The organism is Chryseobacterium phosphatilyticum (genome assembly GCF_002899825.2).
GTDB classification, from domain to species: Bacteria; Bacteroidota; Bacteroidia; order Flavobacteriales; family Weeksellaceae; genus Chryseobacterium; species Chryseobacterium phosphatilyticum.
Map to the genome: position 1 here is coordinate 292103 of NZ_PPED02000002.1, position 22215 is coordinate 314317.

Here is a 22215-nt window from a genome sequence, read left to right on the forward strand (position 1 = left end):
CTAAAAAGAATGGTTAGTTTATTTTTTTTGGAGATCCTCTTCAGCAACCCAACTGTCAAAAGCAATATCAGCTCCTCCGATTTCTATAACGCTGTCCTTATGAGTCATTATCCCTAATCCGTGCTCACTATCCCACGAACAGGAAAATCCATAGCCGATATACGGATATTCATCTTTGATGACAGAAGTAATATAAAAATAGGTTGGAGATAATAGGTCAGCGAAGCCTTGAACACTTTTTACATCCGGCATACAATCAACCCTAGCCTCTTCGGAATACCCATAGTTTTTTTGTAACCCGGGATATTGTTTTAACAGCTCAAGTAAAATGTTTTCCAAAACATTTTCCTGGTTTTCCCGTAAATAGATGAGTCCGTTTTCCTGTTCTGCAGTAGGTTCTTCTGTGTACTCATCCTCTTCATCGAAAATCTCATAGTGAAAATAAACATCTTCTGTTCGAAAGAAGGTTTGCCAGTGTTTCAATTCAAGGCCGAGGTCAATATATTCATCATGATTCTCCTCTTCTCTGTCAGACAGATCTCTTGGATTTTTGAGATGCTTGTTGAAAAATTCATAGCAAAAAGGAGCTCTTGAAAAAATGTAATCTTCATTTTCACTATAACATAAGTTGAAATATTCCAAAGCTTTTTCTTCATTGCCACATTCCAGGCAACATTCTCCTTTGTAATAATTTCCGACGTAGGCAGGATTTTTATCTGCGGCAGAATGAAGGTCCATTCTGTGAAGCCATCGCTCCATATTCTCAAAATCCCTTAAACGGATATATTCATTAACCATACGGCTGTTGATGATATACGCCTGATAAATACTATATTTTTCATCGTCTGCCTCATTCCATTTTTCTTCTATAAATCTGGTGAGTTCTTCCTGAGTGATTTTGGAGGTTTTCAACATAGATTGATCTAAAAACAGATCAATCTCGCGGATGATTTTTTTTGCGTTTGACATTTTTCTGCAGCATTTTAGGTGTTATAGATAAGCAATTATTTTAACTTTCCATAGCCATATAGTCCAACTGCCCGTTTTCGTCAGTATTGATTACGACCAGGTAATCTGTCAGATCCTGCCCGATAGAATAATCCAGAATGGCAAAATTATCTTCACTGTCAGGGTAAAACCCAACTCTTACTAATTCCAGTTTTTTCAATAATTGTTGCTCAGGTCTTATGGTTGAGTCATCAAAATTGACAAGCTTTTTAAGCTGGTCCTGTTCAATTTCTTCAAGATGAAGTTCTATATATGATTTGACGGTATCGCCGTCCTGGTCATGATAATCTTCTATGATGTAGGTTTTATTCTGGGTATCAAACTTCTCAATATTTTCGAGAAAGTTTTTCACTTTGTCCAATTGAGTAGCGTCAATACTTGTATTTTCGAAATTCAGATCGAGCTGAATTTCATTGCCTTTGAAGTCGATATTAACATCGTAATATTCTTCCAGATTTTGTATTGATATTTGTCCGAAGTGGGGGAGTGTGTATTTTGTCATGGTGTTATTTTTTATGCTTCGACATATTGCCGGCATTTAAGTGAATGTATAAACATTTTTAAGGCCGTAATGTACGGATTTATCCAAGGTTTTTTATGTTTATCAATGATTACTGTAGGGCTTATTAATTTTATCCATTTCTTTTCTTAAATCTCCAATGGTGTATTGAGAAGGATCACAGGGTACAGAGGGAATTTCATGTTCGAATAAAAAATCATTGAGATCATCACAATTTTGCAATAAATTAAATTCTTTATTTTCTAAATCCAGAACGATTCCTTTGGTATTACCACCTATTAATTTGGTCCTTGAATTGATTACATCCAGCAATCCACCTGCCCATGCTGAGCTCATGTTTTCCTCAAAATATAAGAATCTTCCGTAGTTAAGAACCTTGCAAAACCTTGAATAAGCATTTGGATTAAAACCCCGGTCATCTTTATTGGTATATTTCCTATAGATCTGAAAATACATCTCTCCTTTGTACGAAACGGCTACTGGTTTTCTGACTTTCTGATCATTTGTTTTATCAAAAAAATATACTTTTTCCGGATTAACGGAGTCATCCTTTAGTGCGGTTTTGAAATAGAGTTCTGTGGTAGAGCTTGGGGTTTTATTCAGGACATCTTCTAATGTCATGTAAATACCTTCCGGAAAATCTCCTCTTTGGATGGACGGATATTCTTTTTTCTGGCCGTTCGTGATCGTGAAAATAAAAGAGATACAGACGAAAATATACAACTTCATGGAATGCTTATTTTGAGAGGATTTGATTAGTTTTTCAAAGGTTAAATTACAAAAAAGCGCACATGAAAAAAGAAACTGGAAAAAGGTTAACGTTTATTTAATGTGTAAGGGAAGATTTTGCTTTGGATACAATAAAAACCGCTCTGCAAAACAGAACGGCTATTGTAAGTTTTATTTTTCGGTCATTATTTTTTAACAATCAAAATTGAAGATCAAAAATAAAATAAGTGGTGGGGCTTACCTTACGGGAATCCTTAGGAGCAGAAGAGGAATATGCTATGATTACAAAATTTCACATTAGTAATCAACAATGATATAGTCTATTTTTTTAGTCACAAAAAAGTATCCGTCAATATAATCTTCAGAAGGAGGCTGCGCGTACTCCTTTCGTAATGCTGCGATTTCTTTTTTTGACATTCCTTTGGTGTTATTCTTAGACAATTCCGTTTTCTTATCGTTTTCCCAATCTTTAATATATTCTTTTACTTTAGTTTTATAGGCCTCTGTTTTTTTGTATTCTTCAAATTGGTTGATCTTAAACTGTATAAATTCATCTTTATCCAATTCTTTTTCCCTGACTATTGTATCGTTCTTAATGGTAATTAATTTATAATGATCATATAGAGACGAATAACCGAAATTGGAAAATTCGACTAATTTCCCATCCGGGATGACGAGGATACCGGAATAATTGAGAATAACTTTTTTGTTTTTGAATAATTGTTTATATACAGAAATATAGTTTCGTTTTTCCGAATTGATATTTTGAACTTCAAGATCAGCTAAAATCAAGTTGTTATTTTCAATTTTAAAAGTAGCAATATACCCACGGTAGTTTCCTGTTGAAAATGGAACAGGGATTGGCTTATTTCTATATTCCTTAAACATACTCAGGTGAGGGCCATAGATAGGATCATATTCAGAATTATCCTTGAAATATTTTTCCAAAGGATTATTGAGCAGCCTATATTCTTTGTTGTTGATGATAATTTTGTCTGTGGCCTGAGCTGTTGCCAGAATCTTTATTGTTGAGAAAGTAAGTAAGAATATTAGGATTTTAATTTTCATTCGGATCTCTGCGATATTTATTGTATTAAAATAAAGGCTCTCCATTGAGGTCAGTTGTCAGTACTTCGCTCATATAATTAAAGAAAGGACGCATAGCCAGTAAGGTAAGAAGGACTTCCTTTTGAAAATGATCTGCAAGAACTTCCTTATCGGTAAATTTTCGCATCACGACGAATTGTTTTTTCCGGATTAACTCTATGGCGGGATGATTCTTCTCAAAACCTCTCGGAGCAGTTTTTACGGCATCACCTTTAAGCTCTCCGAAATATTTTATAAAGGTTTCGTCAGAGGTGATTTTTTCGATTTCTGTAGTACTGATCTCAAATTCTTTACGAATACGAAGCAAATCTTTGGCTTCCGGTCCCCAAAATCCACCTCCCACAAAGCTGTTGCCGGGTTCCAGCTGAATATAATATCCGCCTCTTAACATGGGTTTTGAACGTGAATATCCAACGCCGAAATTGGTTTTATAAGGTGTCTGATCTTTGGAAAAACGAACGTCTCTGTAAATCCTGAAAATATGGATTCCTTTTAAATTGTCATGTTCCTGAAGTTCATGATAAACCTGGTTGAAAAATGTTTTATTTTCTTTAATGACCAATTCATATTCTGATTTGTGGGCGGCAAACCATTCCCGGGTGTTGTTTTTTTCCAGTTGTTTAAGGAATTCAAATGCTTTTTTCATATTAAAATCAGGCTTTTCCTTCGTTGATATATTCTTTGTAATCTTGTTCTAAATTATTAATTTCTTCAATTAAGAAATCGTACAAATTTCCGTCAAAAATTTCAAAGTCGTCCTCATCATATTTATCATATTCAATTTTTATAATTCCGTTGTCGGTATATGCCCGATAGAGATTTCCGCTGCGTTTGAAAAATAGCTGCCCCAAAGGTTTCTCTTTATATTCAAGGGCTTCTGCATGTTTTTCTTCAAATCCCATCCATGAAGGCATTTCATCGTCCTGCGAAAGGCCATACACGAAAAAACCGTAGCCAAATTTCCAACTCGGAAGAACATCGAATTCCTCTGGTCTTTTCCATACTTCTTCCTTGACTTCAAAAACCAGAGAACCAAATGTGGTCAGAAAGTCTTTAATATCTTCGCTAAAAGTAAACCCCGTGTTTTCTTCATATTTTCTAATCTGCTCTTCAGTAGCAGGATTTGCCAGAGAGCCCATTACAAAGAAGTCATCATTTAACTGTCTTTTTCTTTCCCAGAATTCTTCTTGTGTTGCCATACTTTTGTTTTACGTCAGTAACGTTGGTTATTCAGTTATGGAAACAAATATAGGGGAAAATTTGAGGGCTAGAAAATGAGAAAATGTTTAATATAGACGAAAAAAAATTACCTCCTCTATTTTGTGCAGAGCAGAAATAGAGGAGGTATTATTAAGATGTATTGGTTTAAGGAACTGGTATGATGTTCTTCCTTAAAGAGTTTTTCATTTTTTCTTCGTTGAAGATTTTAAAGTTTTAATCCATTTTATGACAGCTTCAACGGGCTCCTGGTTTTTTGCAAAAGCTGTATTATGACCTAAATCAGGGAATAACTGATATTCATATCGGTTGTTTTTAGATTGCAGGGTCTTTAAATGTTCTATTGACAATTGTGCCGGAACCTGAATATCCTTACCTCCATAGATCCATAAACCAGGTATTGACAATTCGAAAAGGGTAGGCAAAGGGTCAGTGTCTGTAAATTGATACTTGTCGGGGTCATTGAGTATATGCTGACGGGCGTCTTCTTCGGTGTGGGTATCCCAAAAACTACGATCATTGTTGGTATAAAACTGAAATCTTAGTTGTTCCCGAACGGTAACTAACGCTCCGCTGAATATGGTCATAAACCTGACGTTGTTATTTTTCCTGGCCGTTAAAGGAATGATCCATCCTGCCTGGCTGCCTCCTATTAAACCAATCTGAATATGTTTGTCTGACAGATCCTTCTTCAATGCATTTACGGCAGCACTTGCATCTAAAGACAAGAGGTTAAGGTTTGCAGCATCAACGTTATTGGTTCCTACTTCAGGCCCGGCATACACGCCACCGGATTCTCCAACCCCTCGTTTATCATAGGTTAAAACAGCGATGCCGTTTTGGGCTAAAAGTGTTGCCCATTTCATCATCCTTTTTTCCTGACCGGAGCCGTGCACAATAACAAGAGCAGCAACAGGGTGTTCAGGTTTTAAAATTGTACCGGCAAGGGTGTCTCCACTACTTACAAACTTTACTTCTTTTGTTGTAAAATCCAGAGGTTTAGCCAATACATGAACAGAGGTAACCAATAATAAAAATAATGTGAGTACAAGAGGTTTGTAATAGGCATTTATAGCTCTGATGTCTTTCAATAAAGTATCCCTGTTTTTTTTGTAAATCATAATAAATTGTGGTTTTCTATTTTATTTGAAGCTTAAGTAGTTCCTATTGAAATCTGTTATTGAAAATTTATGATCATCTTACAACTCTTATTTTTTGTAAAACTCCTTGCTCATTTTTAAAACTAAAAATATAGGTTCCTTTTTGAACTTTTGTTAAATCTATATTTTTATTATAATAGGCAAACCCTTTACTAATCTGCTTCCCATCTATTGAAAAAACAGTATACTCGAATTGGTTGCTGTTATTTTTATTACTGATGAAAAAACCATCTCTATACATATTGGGGTAGGCTCTTGTCTTCTTCTCATGACCATCATTGGTTATTTTGGCAGAGAACACACTTTCATTAATATCTGCCACCTGTATGCTTTTAATAGCTGAGCTGGTGAGAGATGTTGTACTTCCGCCAATGATGTATAGCTTATTGTTATATACTTCCGCTGCAGCGTGTCTTCGGGGAATCATATTGGATGATAACGGATGGAATGTATTGGTTGTCGTATCAAAATAAGCCAGAAAAGTTTGATTATTAAAACCACCTACAATAAAAATCTTATTATCGGATACCGCTAATGAGTGTCCGGATATACCGGAAGGCATCGTATACTGATCGGTCCAGCGATTAGTGTTGAGGTCGTACACATTGATCAGGCGGGATGGGGTACCATTAAAACCACCAATGACATACAGCTTATCATTCACAATTTTGCCCTTTGTTTCTCTGGCTGTAGGCATATCCGGTAACGGATTCCATGTATTGGAAGCAATATCATAATATTGAAATCTATTAGAAAATTTAGTGGTGGCAGCGCCGTTGAGTCCGCTGCCCCCAAACACATATATTTTGCCATTATAGAGGGCGGAACCTGCATTTCCTGTATAGGAATGATTAACAGCTCCCTTTGTTATGGTATTGGTTGCAAGGTCTACAATTTCAAGATGACTATTTCCCCAGCCGTTAAAAATATAAATTTTATTATCGTAAGTCTCCGAATTAGCAAATTTTTTGGTGAGTAGAGTAGAATTAAGAATACTCCAGCTGTTATCCTTAATATTATATTTTTCTATATAATTGGCATTACCTCCCTTTTCCTGATACCCATTGCTCACATAAATATGATCATTCACGATGACACTGGTTATGGCACCTCTGCCTAAAGACATATTAGCGAGATTTTTAAATTCAAGCGTTTGTGCATGGGCTAGCAGTGAGCCTAAAAATGAAAGGAATAATAATTTTGTTTTCAATGGTATTAAGATTTAGTGTTTGGTTGTATTTTTTGCTAAGAATTCGGGATTTTTTTAGCAGAAAATCCAGGTTTAAAGATAAGGAAAAAGTTGAATCGAATTTTGGGAAGGAGTTGTTAATCTTTGATGAAGGGTGGGAAGAGGGGTATGGAAGAGGTTGGAGGTATTTTATTGTCCAAAATCTGACTTTGGATTATTTATTTTTTGCACAAAACCGGGAGACTTTGTGCAACAGGAGGAATTGCTACGATTTAATTTTTTCGAGATAAATTCTTTTGTTTCTCCATCGGGAACCAAAAAATAAAAACTTGCTTTGATGAGTGTATACTTTTGATTTTTTTTTCAATTGCCCGTTTTTAATTCCATAAGCAAAAAGTTTATTTCCCTGAATTTTATATTTTAAATGATAGCTGATTCCGTTTTCACTTTTTAAATCATAATTATGATAGTTGCCGGATAATATATCGGATATTGTCACTGAATCATTTACAGATTCTACCTCTCCTTTATTTTTATTGAATTTTAAATATAGATTATGACCGCTTATCTTATAAAGACCAGAAAGTTCTGTATACTGAAGATCTCCAGAAAACACATAATTAAATTCATTGTTATTTTTTAAGTCAATTTTAATAATGAAGAAACCAAATTCAGCCTTGTTAGTTTTGTAAACTCCCTGCAAGTTCTTTTGTGGCTTACAAGAGAAAAAAAATAATAAAGTTAAAATTAGACTGAGGGTTTTCATGATATTCAAATATACATAGATGATTTCGAAATCAGAATGAATACAAGTCTGTTTTTCATCAAAAACGAGTACTCACCGCTACCGAACGAATCCTTTCTTGTAAGTTAGGTGTTTAAATATCCTTGTCAAGGTTTTAAACCTTGACAAGGATACCATTCATCTTTTTAGCTCGTTGTTATTCAGTCTTCTTTGGTTAGATGCAGTTGAATGAAACCGTCTTTAAAGTCATATTCTGTATGTTTAAATTTTGAGTTCAGTTCACTGCTGTTTCCTAAAACACCGCCAACTCCTGTGATGAGTGGATGAATATTAAAATAAATGTCTGTCACCAGATCTTTGTCTATAAAAGCATTAAAAGCACCTGTTCCTCCGCCAACTGCCATTTCGTGCAAGCCTTTTTCTGACATATATTCAATAGCTTCTTCGGGACTCTCAACGGTTTTGTAGCCTTTTGATGTATAGGGTTTTTCAGAAAGTATTACGATTTCTATTCCGCTGAAATGGTCTTTGACTTCCTGTGGGAAGTTTAAAAAATTTTCAAAGGTTTTTACACCTATGACAAGATTCCCTACTTTTTTTGCGAATGCTAAATAAAACTCCATCGCTCCTGGTGGCAACTGATGATGTGGATGATCGGATAATAATACTTTACCATTAGCCGAAATGTTGGCAATTACTGTTACTTTCATTTTTATTTTTTTACAGTGTAAAATTATCTGAAAGAAACTTTACCTTTACTATCCGTTACCCTTTGGAAAGTAACTATACTATGAATGCCAAAAAAAATGACATCAATAAAGAAAAAATATTAGCCCTTAAAGATGCGATTGAATTATTGGGGGGCAAATGGAAATTCTGTATTCTGCATAATTTGTATTATTACGAAACAATGCGGTTCAAAGATTTGCAGGAAACAGCTTTGGGAATAAGTCCAAAAGTTCTATCCAAAGAGCTGCAGGAACTGGAAGATAATTTACTGATTACCCGAACGGTTAATAATACCAAACCTGTTACCGTTTCGTATGCCATTACCACACACGCCAAAGAAACTGAAGATGTTGTCAATGCCCTGATTAATTTTGGTTTGAAGCATAGAAAGAAAATAAAGGAGAAGTGATTTTTATATCATTAAGAAGTTGAGTTTACATCAAATCATTTTTTTGATTTTGAAAGCTTTATTTTTCCTCTCCTTTCAGTAATAAGATACGCGGCATCCAGCATTTTAGTCAGATGAATATAGGGGTTGATCATATTCCTTTCCGGTAGATGATCATAGATTCCCAGTGAGAAATAGACCATTCCGGACATAAAATAATCAAATTCCTTAACGCTGTATTCTTTGAATGCTTTTTTTAAAACCAACAGAGGATTTTGGTATTCTTTCTCAGAAAGCAAGCCAAGAACCAACGGAGAGCAATCTTCCAACTGAGTGTTGACCACCAATTTCTTTTCCTTCAGCATCATGAAGTAGCCTGCACGGATGAATGAACGCATCGCCAGATGAAAATGATAAATGACTGACGGCTCTTCTTTTATCCAGCTATTTCTTTTAAGGGCATAGCTCATAATGATGTTTAAAAGCTCTTTGGTGGCTGTAAGGTCATTGAGCTGAAAAAATGTTTCCATCTGTTGTAAGCCGTAATGTCTCTTCCGGCCTTTCCCAAGCCGGGATTGAAAGTCTGTTCTGTTTTTTTTCATGAGTTTGTATTTTTTATTGTACGATTTTACCCGGCAGTAAAGAAGTAAGCCCTGCAATGCCTGAACTTCCTGTCTATACAAGCCGAATGAATAGGATAGAATTTGTGTTTTTCTAAAAGCCCTAAAGCCGCAATGGATTGTACACCCCATTGTACGTATCATGATACTTTATGTTGTAAAGCAGGCTTAGAAAAGATGATTGTAGAAAAGCAGAACAGCATGGAAATAAAAACGGCATGAGACTCTACAATATCTGTCATAGAGGTACTGGTATACCGTGCAACAGATAAGAGAGCCCACGCCTAGGTCGTGAGCTTCATACTTATCATCTTGTTGCTTTAAAAATTACCAGTTTTCTATGACAAGACTCTAAGCAATAGCTTCTATATTTCTTTGAAGTATCGCAAAATTACTCTAATGAGTAATCTTTTTCCAAATATAATAATATTTTTAATATACAGGACTATAGTCCTTAGTTTTTTATTCTGTTTTTGGCTCACTTTGTCATTATGCATGATTCTTTAGACGAAATAGAGCGATATATAATTTCAAAAGTGAAAGAAATAAGAGAACAGAGAGGTATTAGCCAAACTTCACTTTCTTTGGCTATTGGTAAGAGTACGAGTTATATTTCAGATATTGAAGCGCATTCCAAAACCGCAAAATACAATATTAAAAGCCTAAACTTAATATCTAAAGCTTTGGGATGCTCTCCAAAAGATTTCTGGCCAGAACAGCCAATTTTGGAAGAAAAGTACGAATTTGTAAAAGAAATAGAGGTGAAGAAAAAATCCTAACGAGAGTTAGGACTTTCAGTTCTACAATTCTTTCTGTATTTTACCAATACAATGTAGTGACAGTTATTTTTACTTATGAACGTTCAAATATCGCATCAATATCATCTTCGCCTGAGCTTCCTGAATAATAGCTACCGTGACTGTCATCATCATAATCTGGCTCATAGCTTTCCAAATGCCTTGTAACTTTAGAATCTATATCTATGCTTGAAACTATGTTAGATAGATCAAAAGAAATACTATCTAGTACATTTTCGTTGAAACCATCTAAATAAGAATCAATAATTTCACGAATTTCATCTTCAATACCATGTATGTCAATGTCATAGTCTGAATAGCCATCAGGATGATAATAGTGACTTATATATTTAGAATAATCAACATCAAAATCATTACTATCAACAATGCTTCTTAGATATCGTTCAAGTAAAATATCAATTTGCATTAAAATATTTTCATCTTCAATGTTATATTCATCTACAAAATCTAATAGCTTTTTTAGTGTTTCTTCATCATCTACGTCATCTATGAAATTGTATAAGAATTCAAAATTTTTAAATTCAATTTTTGGTTCAAATTCTGTTAAAATTGTTAATAATTCCCATAATCTATTTCCACTTGGATTATTAGCATTTATTAATGTGTTCAAAAAGTACTCTACCCTTTTATTTATTTTTTCATTAAAAAAATCAAAATAGCATAAGGCAATTAAAAAATCCCAATCTTTTTCTTCCAATTTACGTTCAAAAAAATAATCAAATAAATTTTCTAAGATCCTACTACTATATGAATTATTGATTTTATTAGACCTTAATAAAATACGCAAATAATCTATGGAAACTTCGTTATCTAATGACTTAAGAATATTACAAACCAAATCAATTTCTTTAGAATATGTACTTAGAACGAAATCAGCAATAGATGGGTTGAATAAAACATACTCATATTTATTTTCTTCAATTTGATTTCTATTTAATAATGATTTTGTTGCTAATTTTCTTACAGCTTCAAAACTTTTATCAGAACTATCACCCATATTTATTGTGTGAATTTTTAGAAAGGTCGTATAAGAGTTTCTTAAATTGTCCTCGGCTATTTTTCCATTATTAAAAACAGTTAAATATGTAAGAGCTCTTACACAGTCATCAGTTTGATTTTGAAAATAATCTGCCCAAATAACCTCAGGCTCATTTAGACTTTTGATAATATATGGCCAATAATTTTCTTGTTTTAAATCCCCAATAACAGAAGAATCAGTTATAAACTCTATTATTCGTGGATTAAAATTTCGATGTTTTATTATTTCCTTGTATCTTTTATCTTTGTATATAATATCTATAAATTGTTTTGGTAAATTTGAATGATATATATGATTATAAAGAATTTTTGCTTTATCTATATTAGTTAAATTTTCAATTGTTAATAAAAATTCATTATCGCGAATTTTTAAGTTTTGAAAAATGTGACTTGATCTATATGCTTTATTTAAAATGTTCGTTCTTGATGTAAGAATAAACTTTTTGCTTTTATCTTTTTTAATTCTACTGATGAACTTGACAATATGAGAATCTTTTTTATTGTTGATAGCATCATACATATTACTACCTAAAAAATCGTCACAATAAAATAGAATTTTCTTTTGTTCATTTTCACGAAATAAACTTTCTGCTTCGCTAATATTTTCTTCTATATCACAGAATTCATAACCTTTTGTTATGTAGTGAATTGCCAAATTATCAGCAAGTGTAGTTTTGCCGATTCCAGGCTCACCAGTCAAAATGATTACATTATTTTCTTCTAGTATTCTTAATCCTTTATTATGATTTTCGGTTAATACATATCTGTAGGCTTTTTCCTCAATTTCACGTATTGTAACTTGACTTCTACCTTTTATGGCATTGTTATAAAGCAAGTCCAATATAATCGTACTAGTAATCCAGAGTTTATAATTCCTTTCAACAATATCTTGATTTTCCCTTTTAGATAAAAAAATATTTAAATCTTCTATTCCCCAAATATCTTCCTCCGTATGAATATATGGTTTAAAAATTTCTTTAATTTCTTGTTTATTTATTCTAGAAAGCTTTTTTGAAGTGACAAAAATATACTTACTAGGATTTAGCTTCTTTACTTTATCTAATTCTTCAGTTTTTAATTTTGAAATCAATTGAGGGTATGACGTTTCCAAATAATGTTTACACTGTATAATACCTTCATTACTCTCACCAATCCAAAATCTACCGTCAACACCACCATCTTTACCAGACTTGAAGATTTCTACCTTTTTATTTAGTTCTTTCCCAATTACAGAAGCGGCTAATATTTCAAATTCTCTGTCATTTAATTTTGAAAAATCATATTCCATGTTATATGTTCGTTTTATTCAAATTTAAGGAATAATAATTTTCAATTTCATTATATATGGTTTTTTCAATAAAAACAAAAAACCGCCCTACAAAGTAGAACGGTTAATATATTAAATTGTCTTAGCTTGCGCTACTACATCATTCCTGGCATTCCACCACCCATTGGCATAGCTGGTTCAGCGCTCTTAATATCAGTGATAACACATTCAGTTGTAAGAAGCATTCCAGATACAGAAGCAGCGTTTTCAAGGGCAACTCTTGTTACTTTAGTTGGGCAATGATTTCGTTTTTAGCAGATATTTTTTATTTATTAAGTTTGATTACTCCAGCATAAGTCGCAATCCAGATGGAGCCATCTTTATCTTTCGTTATTCTCTCGCAATGAACACTTGGGACGTTTGAATTTTCATTGGTGTAAGTTTCCCATTTTTTTGAGTTAATGTCATAACTTAAAATGCCAACTCCGTTTAATGTTATCCATAATAATTGGGTTTCTTCATCTAAATAAAAATCATTGATTGAATTTTCACTGAACATTTTAGTATTTGGATGTTTTATTCTTGTCCATTTCTGTTGTAAATCTAATACATAGATTCCAGCATCATCAGATTTATCGTTATATAAGTCAAACCAGAAATTGCCTTTTTTATCTTCATAGATTTTTGAAATGTACGCTTTTGATAAAGGTGAATTTTTCTCGTTCAGCAATTTCGTCACCCCGTTTTCGATCATGACGTTTCCTTCAAATGTCCCAATCCAGATTCTATCTTTTTTATCTACATAAACACCAAGGATTTTATCAGTAGGTAGATTTGAATTTTGTTTGTTAATGACCGACCAATTCTTTCCGTCAAACTTTGCTACACCATCCCAAGACGTAAACCATACATTATTGGAGTGGTCAACAAATATTTTTCTTGCCCATTTTATTGGAGAGTTTATGGAGTCGTATTTTGTCCAGTTTTTATTGTCATATTTATAAACATCCCAACCAACAACAAACCATTTATTGTTGTTTTTGTCAACTTCTAAATCCCGTACTGATTGTGTTTCATTTTTATTATAAGGAGGAGAGGAGATTAATGTATTTTTTGAGTTAAAATGTTCCCATTTTCCATTATTTATTTTTACAATTCCATTATCTGTTCCAATCCAGATATTATTGTCCAGATCATTGGCAACAGCTCTTGTTATATCCCAAGGTAACTCTGAGTTTTGCTGGGTGAATACAGTCCAACCTTTTGAAAGTTTTTCTTTATCTGTTCCTTTTATATCAGGACTCCCTACAGATTTTGCATTGGATTGATTTTTAAAATCAAATATTCTGCGCTTTGCAGAAAAGCTACCGTTTTCAAATTCAAAAATTAGCGAAACAGAACTGTTTGTTTTTTTATTTTGTGAAATAGCAGGTTCCCAATTTGATGTTGAGTTTATGACATCCTGTAAACCTAATTTTTTTGAAGAGATATTAGTTTGATTTAATGAGCTTAGCAGGCAAGGCTTTCCATTTTCGTCAATTAAAATTTGTACTTCAATTTTTCCTGTTATTTTACTTAAACTCTTTTTGTCAAATTTGTTCAACAATTCATTTATTATTGAGTTTTGAGGGTTAGCTATAGTTTCTCCACAATCAAGACAAAAGGAATTTAAACTACAGTCTTTGTATTTTTCAGGATAAAGATTTTGAGAATAACTTAATGTGAAACTAAATAGTGTCAATAATAAAAGTATAATTTTTTTCATTTTGGATTATTTTTCATGTGTCATAGTTACTCATCAAATATATAAAAAACCGCCCTACAAAAAGTAGAGCGGTTTATATATTAAATTTGTCTCAACGACACGTTGTTACATCATTCCTGGCATTCCACCACCCATTGGCATAGCTGGTTCAGCGCTCTTAATATCAGTGATTACACACTCAGTCGTAAGAAGCATTCCAGATACAGAAGCTGCGTTTTCAAGGGCAACTCTTGTTACTTTAGTTGGGTCGATGATTCCTGCTTCAAGCATGTGTACGTACTCGTCAGTTTTCGCATTGTATCCGAAGTCTCCTGTTCCTTCTGCAACTTTAGCAACGATTACAGAACCTTCACCTCCTGCGTTGGCAACAATTTGTCTTAATGGCTCTTCGATCGCTCTTTTTACGATTTTGATCCCTGTAGTTTCGTCAGCGTTGATTCCTGAAAGGTTATCTAAAGCAGAGATTGCTCTTACTAAAGCAACACCACCACCAGCTACGATACCTTCTTCAACTGCTGCTCTTGTAGCGTGAAGGGCATCATCAACTCTGTCTTTTTTCTCTTTCATTTCCACTTCAGAAGCTGCTCCTACGTAAAGAACGGCAACACCACCAGCTAACTTAGCTAATCTTTCCTGAAGTTTCTCTCTGTCGTAGTCAGAAGTTGTAGTTTCCATCTGAGCTTTGATCTGAGCTACTCTTCCTTTGATTTTCGCTTCGTCACCACCACCGTTTACGATTGTTGTGTTGTCTTTATCGATTGTTACCTTCTCAGCAGTTCCCAACATATCTAAAGAGATGTTTTCCATAGTGAAACCTTGCTCTTCAGAAATTACCTGACCACCTGTAAGGATTGCGATATCTTCTAACATTGCTTTTCTTCTGTCTCCGAATCCAGGAGCTTTTACAGCAGCAATTTTAAGAGAACCTCTTAATTTGTTTACTACTAAAGTAGCTAAAGCTTCACCTTCCACTTCTTCAGAGATGATCAATAAAGATTTTCCACCTTGTGCGATTGGCTCAAGAACAGGAAGCAATTCTTTCATTGAAGAGATTTTCTTCTCTACTAAAAGGATATATGGGTTTTCTACTTCAGCCACCATTTTCTCAGGGTTAGTCACGAAGTAAGGAGACTGGTATCCTCTGTCGAATTGCATACCTTCTACAACATCTACTGTTGTATCGATACCTTTAGCTTCTTCTACAGTGATTACTCCTTCTTTACCTACTTTTCCGAAAGCTTCAGCGATCAAAGCACCGATTGTTTCGTCGTTGTTAGCAGAAACAGAAGCCACTTGCTTTACCATTTCTGTAGAATCTCCAACAGTCTGAGACTGAGTTTTTAAGTTTTCAACAACAGCAGTTACTGCTTTGTCGATTCCTCTTTTAAGATCCATTGGGTTAGCACCCGCAGCTACATTCTTAAGACCTTCTCTTACGATAGCCTGTGCCAATACAGTAGCGGTAGTAGTACCGTCTCCTGCGATATCATTAGTTTTGGAGGCAACTTCTTTTACCATCTGCGCTCCCATATTTTCTACTCTGTCTTCAAGTTCGATTTCTTTTGCAACAGAAACACCATCCTTAGTTACGTGTGGAGCCCCGAAAGATTTTTCGATTACTACATTTCTTCCTTTTGGACCTAAAGTTACCTTTACTGCATTTGCTAATGCATCAACTCCTCTCTTTAGAGCGTCTCTTGATTCAATATCGAATTTTATTTCTTTTGCCATTTTATTTAGATATTAGATGTTAGACGTCAGATGTTAGACGCCAAGCATTATTTGAAAATTTATTTTTTATTCAGTTTTAAGTCTGAAATCTGATGTTTTGTATCTGGAGTCTTATCCAATTACTCCAAGTAAATCTCCCTCTTTTACGATTAAGTAATCTTTACCTTCCAATTTCAATTCAGAACCTGAATATTTTCCATAAAGAACTTTGTCACCTACCTGAACAGTTGTAGGTTCATCTTTTTTACCAGGACCTACTGCCACTACAGTACCTTCTTGCGGCTTTTCTTTAGCAGTATCTGGGATAATAATTCCTGAAGCTGTTTTAGTTTCTGCTGCGATTGGCTCTACCAGAACTCTGTCTGCCAATGGTTTAAAGTTTACTGACATAATATATTTATTTTTTAATTATTTCTGTGTTGTAATTCTCTAAATGTATGCCATGAGACAGCGATGGCTGAAATGGCAGACTTTTATTCCGGAATGTGAAAATTTGGCAGAAAAATAAAAAAAGAAAGCCGGAAATTTTCCGGCTTTTATCTAACTCATGAGTTGATTTTTACTAAGGGCAATTTTCTCCAGGACCTACCCAAAGGATACATCTTCCTTTGTAGTCTCTTTCGCAACAGTAGCGCTGTGCAGCTCCACCATTGATTGCCTTTTGAGCATCTCTGCTTAATACTTTGGCGTTTTTCATAGTTAATAATTTTTGGTGTACAAAATTCCTGAATATTTAGAGTCAATCAGGTTTTTGACCTTTGGTGTAAAAGAAGTAGGTCAAATATAAAACTTTTTCCTTTATGTGTGATATAATTTAATATGTTATTTTAATAATTATTTGTAGGTCAGTTGTTAATGGTGTTTTTTTGGGTTTTTTATTCGAATGGTAGTTGATGGATAGGGTTTATTTTGCAGCTTTTTTGGCTGTCATTGCAAGATTATGCGATGTACTATTGATGGTAAAATATAAAAGAGAAAGCCGGAAATTTCCGGCTTGATTTTTCATTGTATTAACATGATGAAACTACGGACAGTTTTGTCCCGGTCCGATCCATAAAGTACATTTTCCGTTATTGTCGCGTTCGCAACATACGAGTCTGCCAGCTGCTCCTCCGATGACAGATTTTTGAGCTTGTCTGCTTAATAATTTAGCATTTTTCATAGTTAACAATATTTAATGTGTACAATTCCTGAGCATTTAAATTCAATCAGGTTTTTGACATTTGGTGTAAAATAAGTCATCCAAATATAGATTTTTTTTCCTTAATAAGTGATATGTTTTAGTGATTTATTGAGTGGTATTTGTTTGGTTATCAGTTGATAGGTGTTTTATTTTGCCTTCCATATTTTATAGTTGTCATAAAAAGCAGTATTCAGAATAATAAAATAAGAAGTGAGTTTCTGAAATAGAGAAAAGTAAAAGCCGGAAATCTCCGGCTTCTTTTCCAATGATTATCTGATGATCATATTACGGGCAATATTGTCCCGGTCCGATCCATAAAGTACAGTTTCCCTCTCTGTCCTTTTCACAACATTTGATTCTTGCAGCGATAACTCCTCCGGTAATAGATTTCTGAGCTTCTCTGCTTACTAATTTTGCATTTTTCATAGGGGTGCTATTAATGTGTACAACATCTGATGAGCTATAGAAGGTTGATCTACGGACAAAATTGTCCTGGTCCGATCCAGCGGATACATTTCATGTTGTCATCATAATCACAACAAACAAGTCTTGCAGCAACTCCGCCTCCTTGAATGGATTTTTGGGCCTCTCTGTTTAATAATTTAGCATTTTTCATAAGTATTACTTTTGATTTTTTAATCCCTGAATATTTAGAGTCAATCAGGGGTTTTTGACAACGGGTGTTAGTTGTTGTAAATGTAATGATTTTAAATACAGAGTGTTATGTAGTGTGTAGACAGAAGGACGGAATTGGTATTTTGTAAACGATTTTTATTTGATGACTTCTAAAAACATTTTTCTTCCCCCCATATCCATATCCTGTTTCAGGAGTTTCCTTGTTTCCGGATCAATATAATAGGTGACGGTGGAGGTTTTATTAGAAATATCATCGGTTGTTTTTACGGCCCAGACCTTTTTACCTTTGTAGTCGCTTTTTTCTACGCCCAATATATAGGCTTTCATCATGCCTTTAGCTGTAGCATTGGGATTATAATCAAAGATGGCAATTTCAGAGGTGTAATTTTCTTTTAAAGGTAAAAATCTGATCATCGTTGCATAGCTGCTGCTGTCAAAATAATCCGTTGCCGGTAGGTCAATATTGTCTTTTTTCTGAGATTTTTTATCGAGGTAATATCCTGTAACCTGGCTTTTACCTGATTTGATAACCATATCTCTCATCGAATTATAAGAAGAATGATAGTCCGGAAGAAAATTTCTGCTCTTTACAATAGTAGAATCTGTCCAGCTTGCTTCCGGTGCCTGTTTTAGCTTAACGGAAGTTTTGAGAAGCAGATCGGTTTTATTTATTTTTTTAATCTGTGTTATAATGCTTCCAATTTCAATTTTTGATCCGGCATTGTCTGCGTACCATACCGCTTCTGAGGTTTCGTCTTGTATCATCTTATGATCGAGACTAACATTGGAAGGTGTTATAATTTTCTGTGAAAATAAACAAGTACTGCTTATTAGTAAAAGTAAACTCAATGATTTCATAGCTTTTTTACCAATGAGTAGTGTTGGTTTTCAAAAAGTTACATTTATTTTTTTGTGGAATTTTTTAATAGAATAGGGTAAAATATATCAGATTGTTTTTTTATGATGTTGATTCAACTTTGAAATAATCGCTGCTGAAACCGCGATTCCAATGAAATTGGTTACTGATCGTGCCTCATTCATAAAACGGTCTACACTATACAGCAGGGCCAGATCTGTTACCGGAATTTTTCCAAATCTGCTGAGTGTAAACATAAGAGCTAAAAAACCTGATCCCGGTACACCAGAAGCTGTTTTCGAAGCCAGTGAAATAATAACGAAAAGCCAGAAATAATCTGTTGTCGTAAGAGATATATTATAGAACTGAACCAAAAAGATACATGAGATAGAAAGGTAAATACAGGCTCCCGCCAGATTAAAATTATATCCTAAAGGAATAACAAAACGAAGAATTTTCCGGTCATACCCTTGAGATTCCATTTTATCAAAGATCATCGGAAAAGCCGTTTTGGAAGAGGAAGTAGCTACCACAAGGATAATTTCTTCTTTAATGCTGATTAAAAAATCCCATAGACTGATCTTAAACAAAGAAGTGACCACACCCAGGATTCCGAAAATAAAAACAAGGCAGGCAAGGTACACCGTGGCAACCACTTTACTCAGGGGGAGAAGGGTATTGATTCCATAGACCGCAATTCCGTATGAAATATTACAGAAAATAACAATAGGAAGAAAAATGTACACATACTTTATCAGTTTGAAAAACAGGTTTTTTCCTTCATCTAAAATGTGGATAAGTTTATTTTTCATCCCCGAAAGCCCAATGGCGATCCCAGCCGAAATAGAAATAAGAAGAAAAATTACATAATTGCTGATATGTAAAGGGTTGGTAGAATGGCTCAAAAAATGCCGGGGAATTTCTCTGCGGATTACTGTAGCAGAAATTCCCGTATCAGCACCGGGTTTGAGAAGAAGACCAAATCCTAGTCCCAATACAATACTTACAGAAGTAATAACCAGGAAATAGAGGATCATTTGCCCTACTACTTTAAAAGCATTTTCGACACTGAAAATATAACTCACCCCATACGTAACGGCAATGAAAATAACAGGAACAATAAGAACTTCAAGAAGCATAAAAAAGTAATGGCTAACCTGTTCAAGATGTTTACCGACCTCAGGAAAATAATATCCTGTTAATGCACCACAAATAATCGCTGTGAATGCGTACAGGCTAAGATTTTTAAGATAAGAATCGGTAAACGTTTTTTGCTTGGTTAAGGAACTCATCACAATTTTTATAAAGTAAGAATACGAAATTAGTAAATAGTTATGATAAGAAGTGGAAGTTATTTCGTTCGAAGACTTCCAGCCTCCATCTTCCTGACCTTAAATAATCTGCAGCGCTAAAGCCCCCAGCAACATCACAATTGATGATCCGATCGCCCATTTTAAAGTAAATTTTAAATGATCCGAAAATTCAACACCGGCCAATGATACCAATAAATAGGTGGAAGGAACCAAAGGGCTCAGCAAGTGTGAAGCCTGGCCTACAAGACTCGCACGTCCCAGAATATCAGGAGGTATTCCCAACTGATGTCCTGTTGCGGTAATGACTGGTAAAATTCCAAAATAATAAGCATCATTAGTAAGGAAAAAAGTAAGTGGAACACTAAATACGGCGGTAATAACATTCAGATAACCACCCCAGCTTTGAGGAACAATATTAATGATGCTGTTTCCCATAGCCTGCATGATGCCCGTACCATTAAGAATTCCGGTGAAAATTCCTGCCCCGAAGATCATTCCGGCAACTGATAACGCATTGCCTGCGTGTTTGGAGATGATTTTCTGCTGATCTTTCAGTTTCGGATAATTGATGACAGAAGCAATACAGAAAGCGATCATAAAGGCGATTCCCAATGGCATCAGATCAAGAATCATGACGACTAAAAGAATAATAGTAAGGATCAGGTTGACTATAATCAATTTCGGACGACGCATAGCCGGATCCACTTCTCCTACAATATCCTGCGGATTGTATCGGGTATATTTTCCATGTTTACTGATTCTTTTTCTTTCCTTTACGCCCAGGATATAGGCTACGATGAATACCCATGCCAGCCCGATCAGCATCACCGGAATCATAGGAACAAATATTTCGGTGTGTCCCAATTTCAAAGAACTCATTACCCTTGCAGTAGGGCCTCCCCAGGGTAAAATATTCATGATGCCGCCTGAAAGCATAATAATACAGGTCAGTACGAGAGGGTTCATTCCTTGTTTTTTATACAGAGGAAGCATAGCAGCTACAACGATGATGTAGGTAGAAGATCCATCACCATCTAATGAAACCAGTGTGGTAAGGATAGCTGTTCCGATGGTCGTTTTTACCGGATTGTCTCCTACAGCTTTTAAAATAGCATTGACCAGGGGTTCAAAAAGTCCGGTGTCAATCATCAGACTGAAATAAAGTATGGCAAAAATCAGCATCACTCCCGTAAGGGCAATTTCTTTTACACCTTCTTTCATCATTTTCCCAAGATCAGGGCCAAAGCCGGCGACAAAGGCTATAAGAACGGGAACAAGAACCAAAGCAGTAAGAGGAGTCAGTTTTTTGTTCATAATGAGAATCATGAAAATGAAAATCATGATGAAACCAAGAAATGTTAGCATAGTTATCGATTTATGAGTGATGTTTTTATTGATTTTTCTTTCTCCAGTCAAAGGAGTTCCTGAAGCCGATATAGGCATAATTATCTGTTCTGAAGCTTCCAAGCTGATTAATGTAAGCCAGTTCTATAGCAGAAGCTTTGCTTATCTTTATTCCAAGTCCTGCAGTAATACGGTTGCTGTCGAATATATCTGTTTTGGTAGCGTTGATTCGGATTTCATTTTTTAAAATACCATAATATTTTCCAACCTTCCCGAAAGGAATCCTCATGGAGAGAAGATACCTTAGCCTTACTTTAAATTCATCCGGATTTGTCAGGAAACGTTCTTCCACACGAAACCGATGGTTTACCAATGTTCGTCCGATGTGTCCTGTCAGGGTAACCTGTTGAAAAGGTCTTGTTTCATATCGGGTTACTTTCTCTCTTTTTGAATTATAAGAGTTTAATATAAGAAACATCCCTCCTGCACCGGCTTCTACACCGGGAGCAACTTCATGTTCCAGATAGGCATTGACAAGAAATAATCTTCCATCTCCCGCAAGATCAAATGATCTGTATTGAGAAAGGGCCGTTAAAGTAGTCTTATCGCTCAGCTTAGAATTCATGATGTATTGATACCACATATTGTAATTATCAATACTTTGGCTTTTTACCCTAAGACTGTTGATAAGAATCAATAAAAAAGTGACGATTAATTTTATAGTAAGATTCATATAATATTTGATTAACATTGAAGTCTTTCAAATATATTTATTAGAAGAAGCGGCTATTGAATTTTTCAATCAATGGCAGTTTTTATCAACGAACTGCATTTTGAGATAAAAAGATGGT

Annotated in this window: 24 protein-coding genes; 2 read left to right on the forward strand and 22 right to left on the reverse strand. The window is 34.6% G+C overall.

Features of this window, described 5'->3' with window-relative positions:
• Positions 1-18: 18 nt before the first annotated feature.
• The 10 genes from C1631_RS24355 to C1631_RS08565 all read right to left on the reverse strand — a co-directional run bounded on the left by C1631_RS24355 (position 19) and on the right by C1631_RS08565 (position 8386).
• Complete coding sequence (locus tag C1631_RS24355) at positions 19-969, reverse strand: DUF6985 domain-containing protein (protein ID WP_228441130.1); 951 nt, start codon at positions 967-969, stop codon at positions 19-21.
• A 40-nt stretch (positions 970-1009) separates the two neighbouring features.
• Entirely contained in the window at positions 1010-1510 is a 501-nt protein-coding gene (locus tag C1631_RS08520) for a DUF2004 domain-containing protein (protein ID WP_165828258.1), read from the reverse strand.
• A 102-nt stretch (positions 1511-1612) separates the two neighbouring features.
• Positions 1613-2257, reverse strand: a complete 645-nt coding sequence (locus C1631_RS08525; protein ID WP_103247011.1) for a DUF6563 family protein — start codon at positions 2255-2257, stop codon at positions 1613-1615.
• Positions 2258-2554: 297 nt separating this feature from the next.
• Positions 2555-3325 carry a hypothetical protein gene (locus C1631_RS08530; protein WP_123966626.1) on the reverse strand — a complete coding sequence of 257 codons (771 nt, stop codon included), beginning with the start codon at positions 3323-3325 and terminating at the stop codon, positions 2555-2557.
• Positions 3326-3350: 25 nt separating this feature from the next.
• Positions 3351-4010, reverse strand: coding sequence for a DUF2461 domain-containing protein (locus tag C1631_RS08535; protein WP_109711671.1), 660 nt, complete (start codon positions 4008-4010; stop codon positions 3351-3353).
• Between the two features lie 7 nt (positions 4011-4017).
• A complete protein-coding gene (locus C1631_RS08540) occupies positions 4018-4563 on the reverse strand; it encodes a hypothetical protein (RefSeq protein WP_109711673.1) in 546 nt (181 codons plus the stop codon).
• 204 nt (positions 4564-4767) lie between these two features.
• The gene (locus tag C1631_RS08545) at positions 4768-5703 is read right to left on the reverse strand and encodes an alpha/beta hydrolase family protein (protein WP_103247007.1); all 936 of its coding nucleotides are present in this window, start codon (positions 5701-5703) and stop codon (positions 4768-4770) included.
• A gap of 73 nt (positions 5704-5776) precedes the next feature.
• Entirely contained in the window at positions 5777-6952 is a 1176-nt protein-coding gene (locus tag C1631_RS08550) for a Kelch repeat-containing protein (protein ID WP_123966628.1), read from the reverse strand.
• A gap of 244 nt (positions 6953-7196) precedes the next feature.
• Positions 7197-7697, reverse strand: a complete 501-nt coding sequence (locus C1631_RS08560) for a hypothetical protein (RefSeq protein ID WP_109711677.1) — start codon at positions 7695-7697, stop codon at positions 7197-7199.
• Between the two features lie 179 nt (positions 7698-7876).
• On the reverse strand, positions 7877-8386 hold the full coding sequence (locus C1631_RS08565; RefSeq protein WP_109711679.1) for a dihydrofolate reductase family protein: 510 nt from the start codon (positions 8384-8386) through the stop codon (positions 7877-7879).
• 80 nt (positions 8387-8466) lie between these two features.
• On the opposite strand from C1631_RS08565, the gene C1631_RS08570 reads away from it, so the two are divergent.
• The gene (locus C1631_RS08570) at positions 8467-8814 is read left to right on the forward strand and encodes a winged helix-turn-helix transcriptional regulator (protein ID WP_103247004.1); all 348 of its coding nucleotides are present in this window, start codon (positions 8467-8469) and stop codon (positions 8812-8814) included.
• 35 nt (positions 8815-8849) lie between these two features.
• Here C1631_RS08570 and C1631_RS08575 read toward each other — a convergent pair whose 3' ends face one another.
• Entirely contained in the window at positions 8850-9395 is a 546-nt protein-coding gene (locus tag C1631_RS08575; protein ID WP_123966630.1) for a hypothetical protein, read from the reverse strand.
• Between the two features lie 509 nt (positions 9396-9904).
• Between C1631_RS08575 and C1631_RS08580 the strand changes: the two genes are divergently transcribed.
• On the forward strand, positions 9905-10192 hold the full coding sequence (locus C1631_RS08580; protein ID WP_103250316.1) for a helix-turn-helix domain-containing protein: 288 nt from the start codon (positions 9905-9907) through the stop codon (positions 10190-10192).
• A 73-nt stretch (positions 10193-10265) separates the two neighbouring features.
• On the opposite strand, the gene C1631_RS08585 is transcribed toward C1631_RS08580, so the two are convergent.
• From C1631_RS08585 to C1631_RS08620, 11 genes are all read right to left on the reverse strand, one after another.
• Positions 10266-12557, reverse strand: coding sequence for an nSTAND3 domain-containing NTPase (locus C1631_RS08585; protein ID WP_109711681.1), 2292 nt, complete (start codon positions 12555-12557; stop codon positions 10266-10268).
• 304 nt (positions 12558-12861) lie between these two features.
• Positions 12862-14301 carry a ligand-binding sensor domain-containing protein gene (locus tag C1631_RS08590; RefSeq protein WP_109711683.1) on the reverse strand — a complete coding sequence of 480 codons (1440 nt, stop codon included), beginning with the start codon at positions 14299-14301 and terminating at the stop codon, positions 12862-12864.
• Positions 14302-14406: 105 nt separating this feature from the next.
• The gene (gene groL, locus C1631_RS08595; protein ID WP_103247360.1) at positions 14407-16032 is read right to left on the reverse strand and encodes a chaperonin GroEL; all 1626 of its coding nucleotides are present in this window, start codon (positions 16030-16032) and stop codon (positions 14407-14409) included.
• A 111-nt stretch (positions 16033-16143) separates the two neighbouring features.
• Entirely contained in the window at positions 16144-16422 is a 279-nt protein-coding gene (locus tag C1631_RS08600) for a co-chaperone GroES (RefSeq protein WP_103247361.1), read from the reverse strand.
• A gap of 172 nt (positions 16423-16594) precedes the next feature.
• The gene (locus C1631_RS24510) at positions 16595-16729 is read right to left on the reverse strand and encodes a hypothetical protein (protein ID WP_262510202.1); all 135 of its coding nucleotides are present in this window, start codon (positions 16727-16729) and stop codon (positions 16595-16597) included.
• 327 nt (positions 16730-17056) lie between these two features.
• Complete coding sequence (locus C1631_RS23985; RefSeq protein WP_165828259.1) at positions 17057-17194, reverse strand: hypothetical protein; 138 nt, start codon at positions 17192-17194, stop codon at positions 17057-17059.
• A gap of 306 nt (positions 17195-17500) precedes the next feature.
• Positions 17501-17641, reverse strand: coding sequence for a hypothetical protein (locus C1631_RS23990; RefSeq protein WP_165828260.1), 141 nt, complete (start codon positions 17639-17641; stop codon positions 17501-17503).
• A 345-nt stretch (positions 17642-17986) separates the two neighbouring features.
• The gene (locus C1631_RS08605) at positions 17987-18616 is read right to left on the reverse strand and encodes a DUF3108 domain-containing protein (RefSeq protein ID WP_228441133.1); all 630 of its coding nucleotides are present in this window, start codon (positions 18614-18616) and stop codon (positions 17987-17989) included.
• A 180-nt stretch (positions 18617-18796) separates the two neighbouring features.
• Positions 18797-19999: a cation:dicarboxylate symporter family transporter gene (locus tag C1631_RS08610; RefSeq protein WP_103247362.1), complete on the reverse strand. Its 1203-nt coding sequence runs from the start codon at positions 19997-19999 to the stop codon at positions 18797-18799.
• 99 nt (positions 20000-20098) lie between these two features.
• Positions 20099-21385, reverse strand: coding sequence for a CitMHS family transporter (locus C1631_RS08615; protein ID WP_103247371.1), 1287 nt, complete (start codon positions 21383-21385; stop codon positions 20099-20101).
• Between the two features lie 25 nt (positions 21386-21410).
• The gene (locus C1631_RS08620; protein ID WP_103247372.1) at positions 21411-22097 is read right to left on the reverse strand and encodes a DUF2490 domain-containing protein; all 687 of its coding nucleotides are present in this window, start codon (positions 22095-22097) and stop codon (positions 21411-21413) included.
• Positions 22098-22215: the final 118 nt, after the last annotated feature.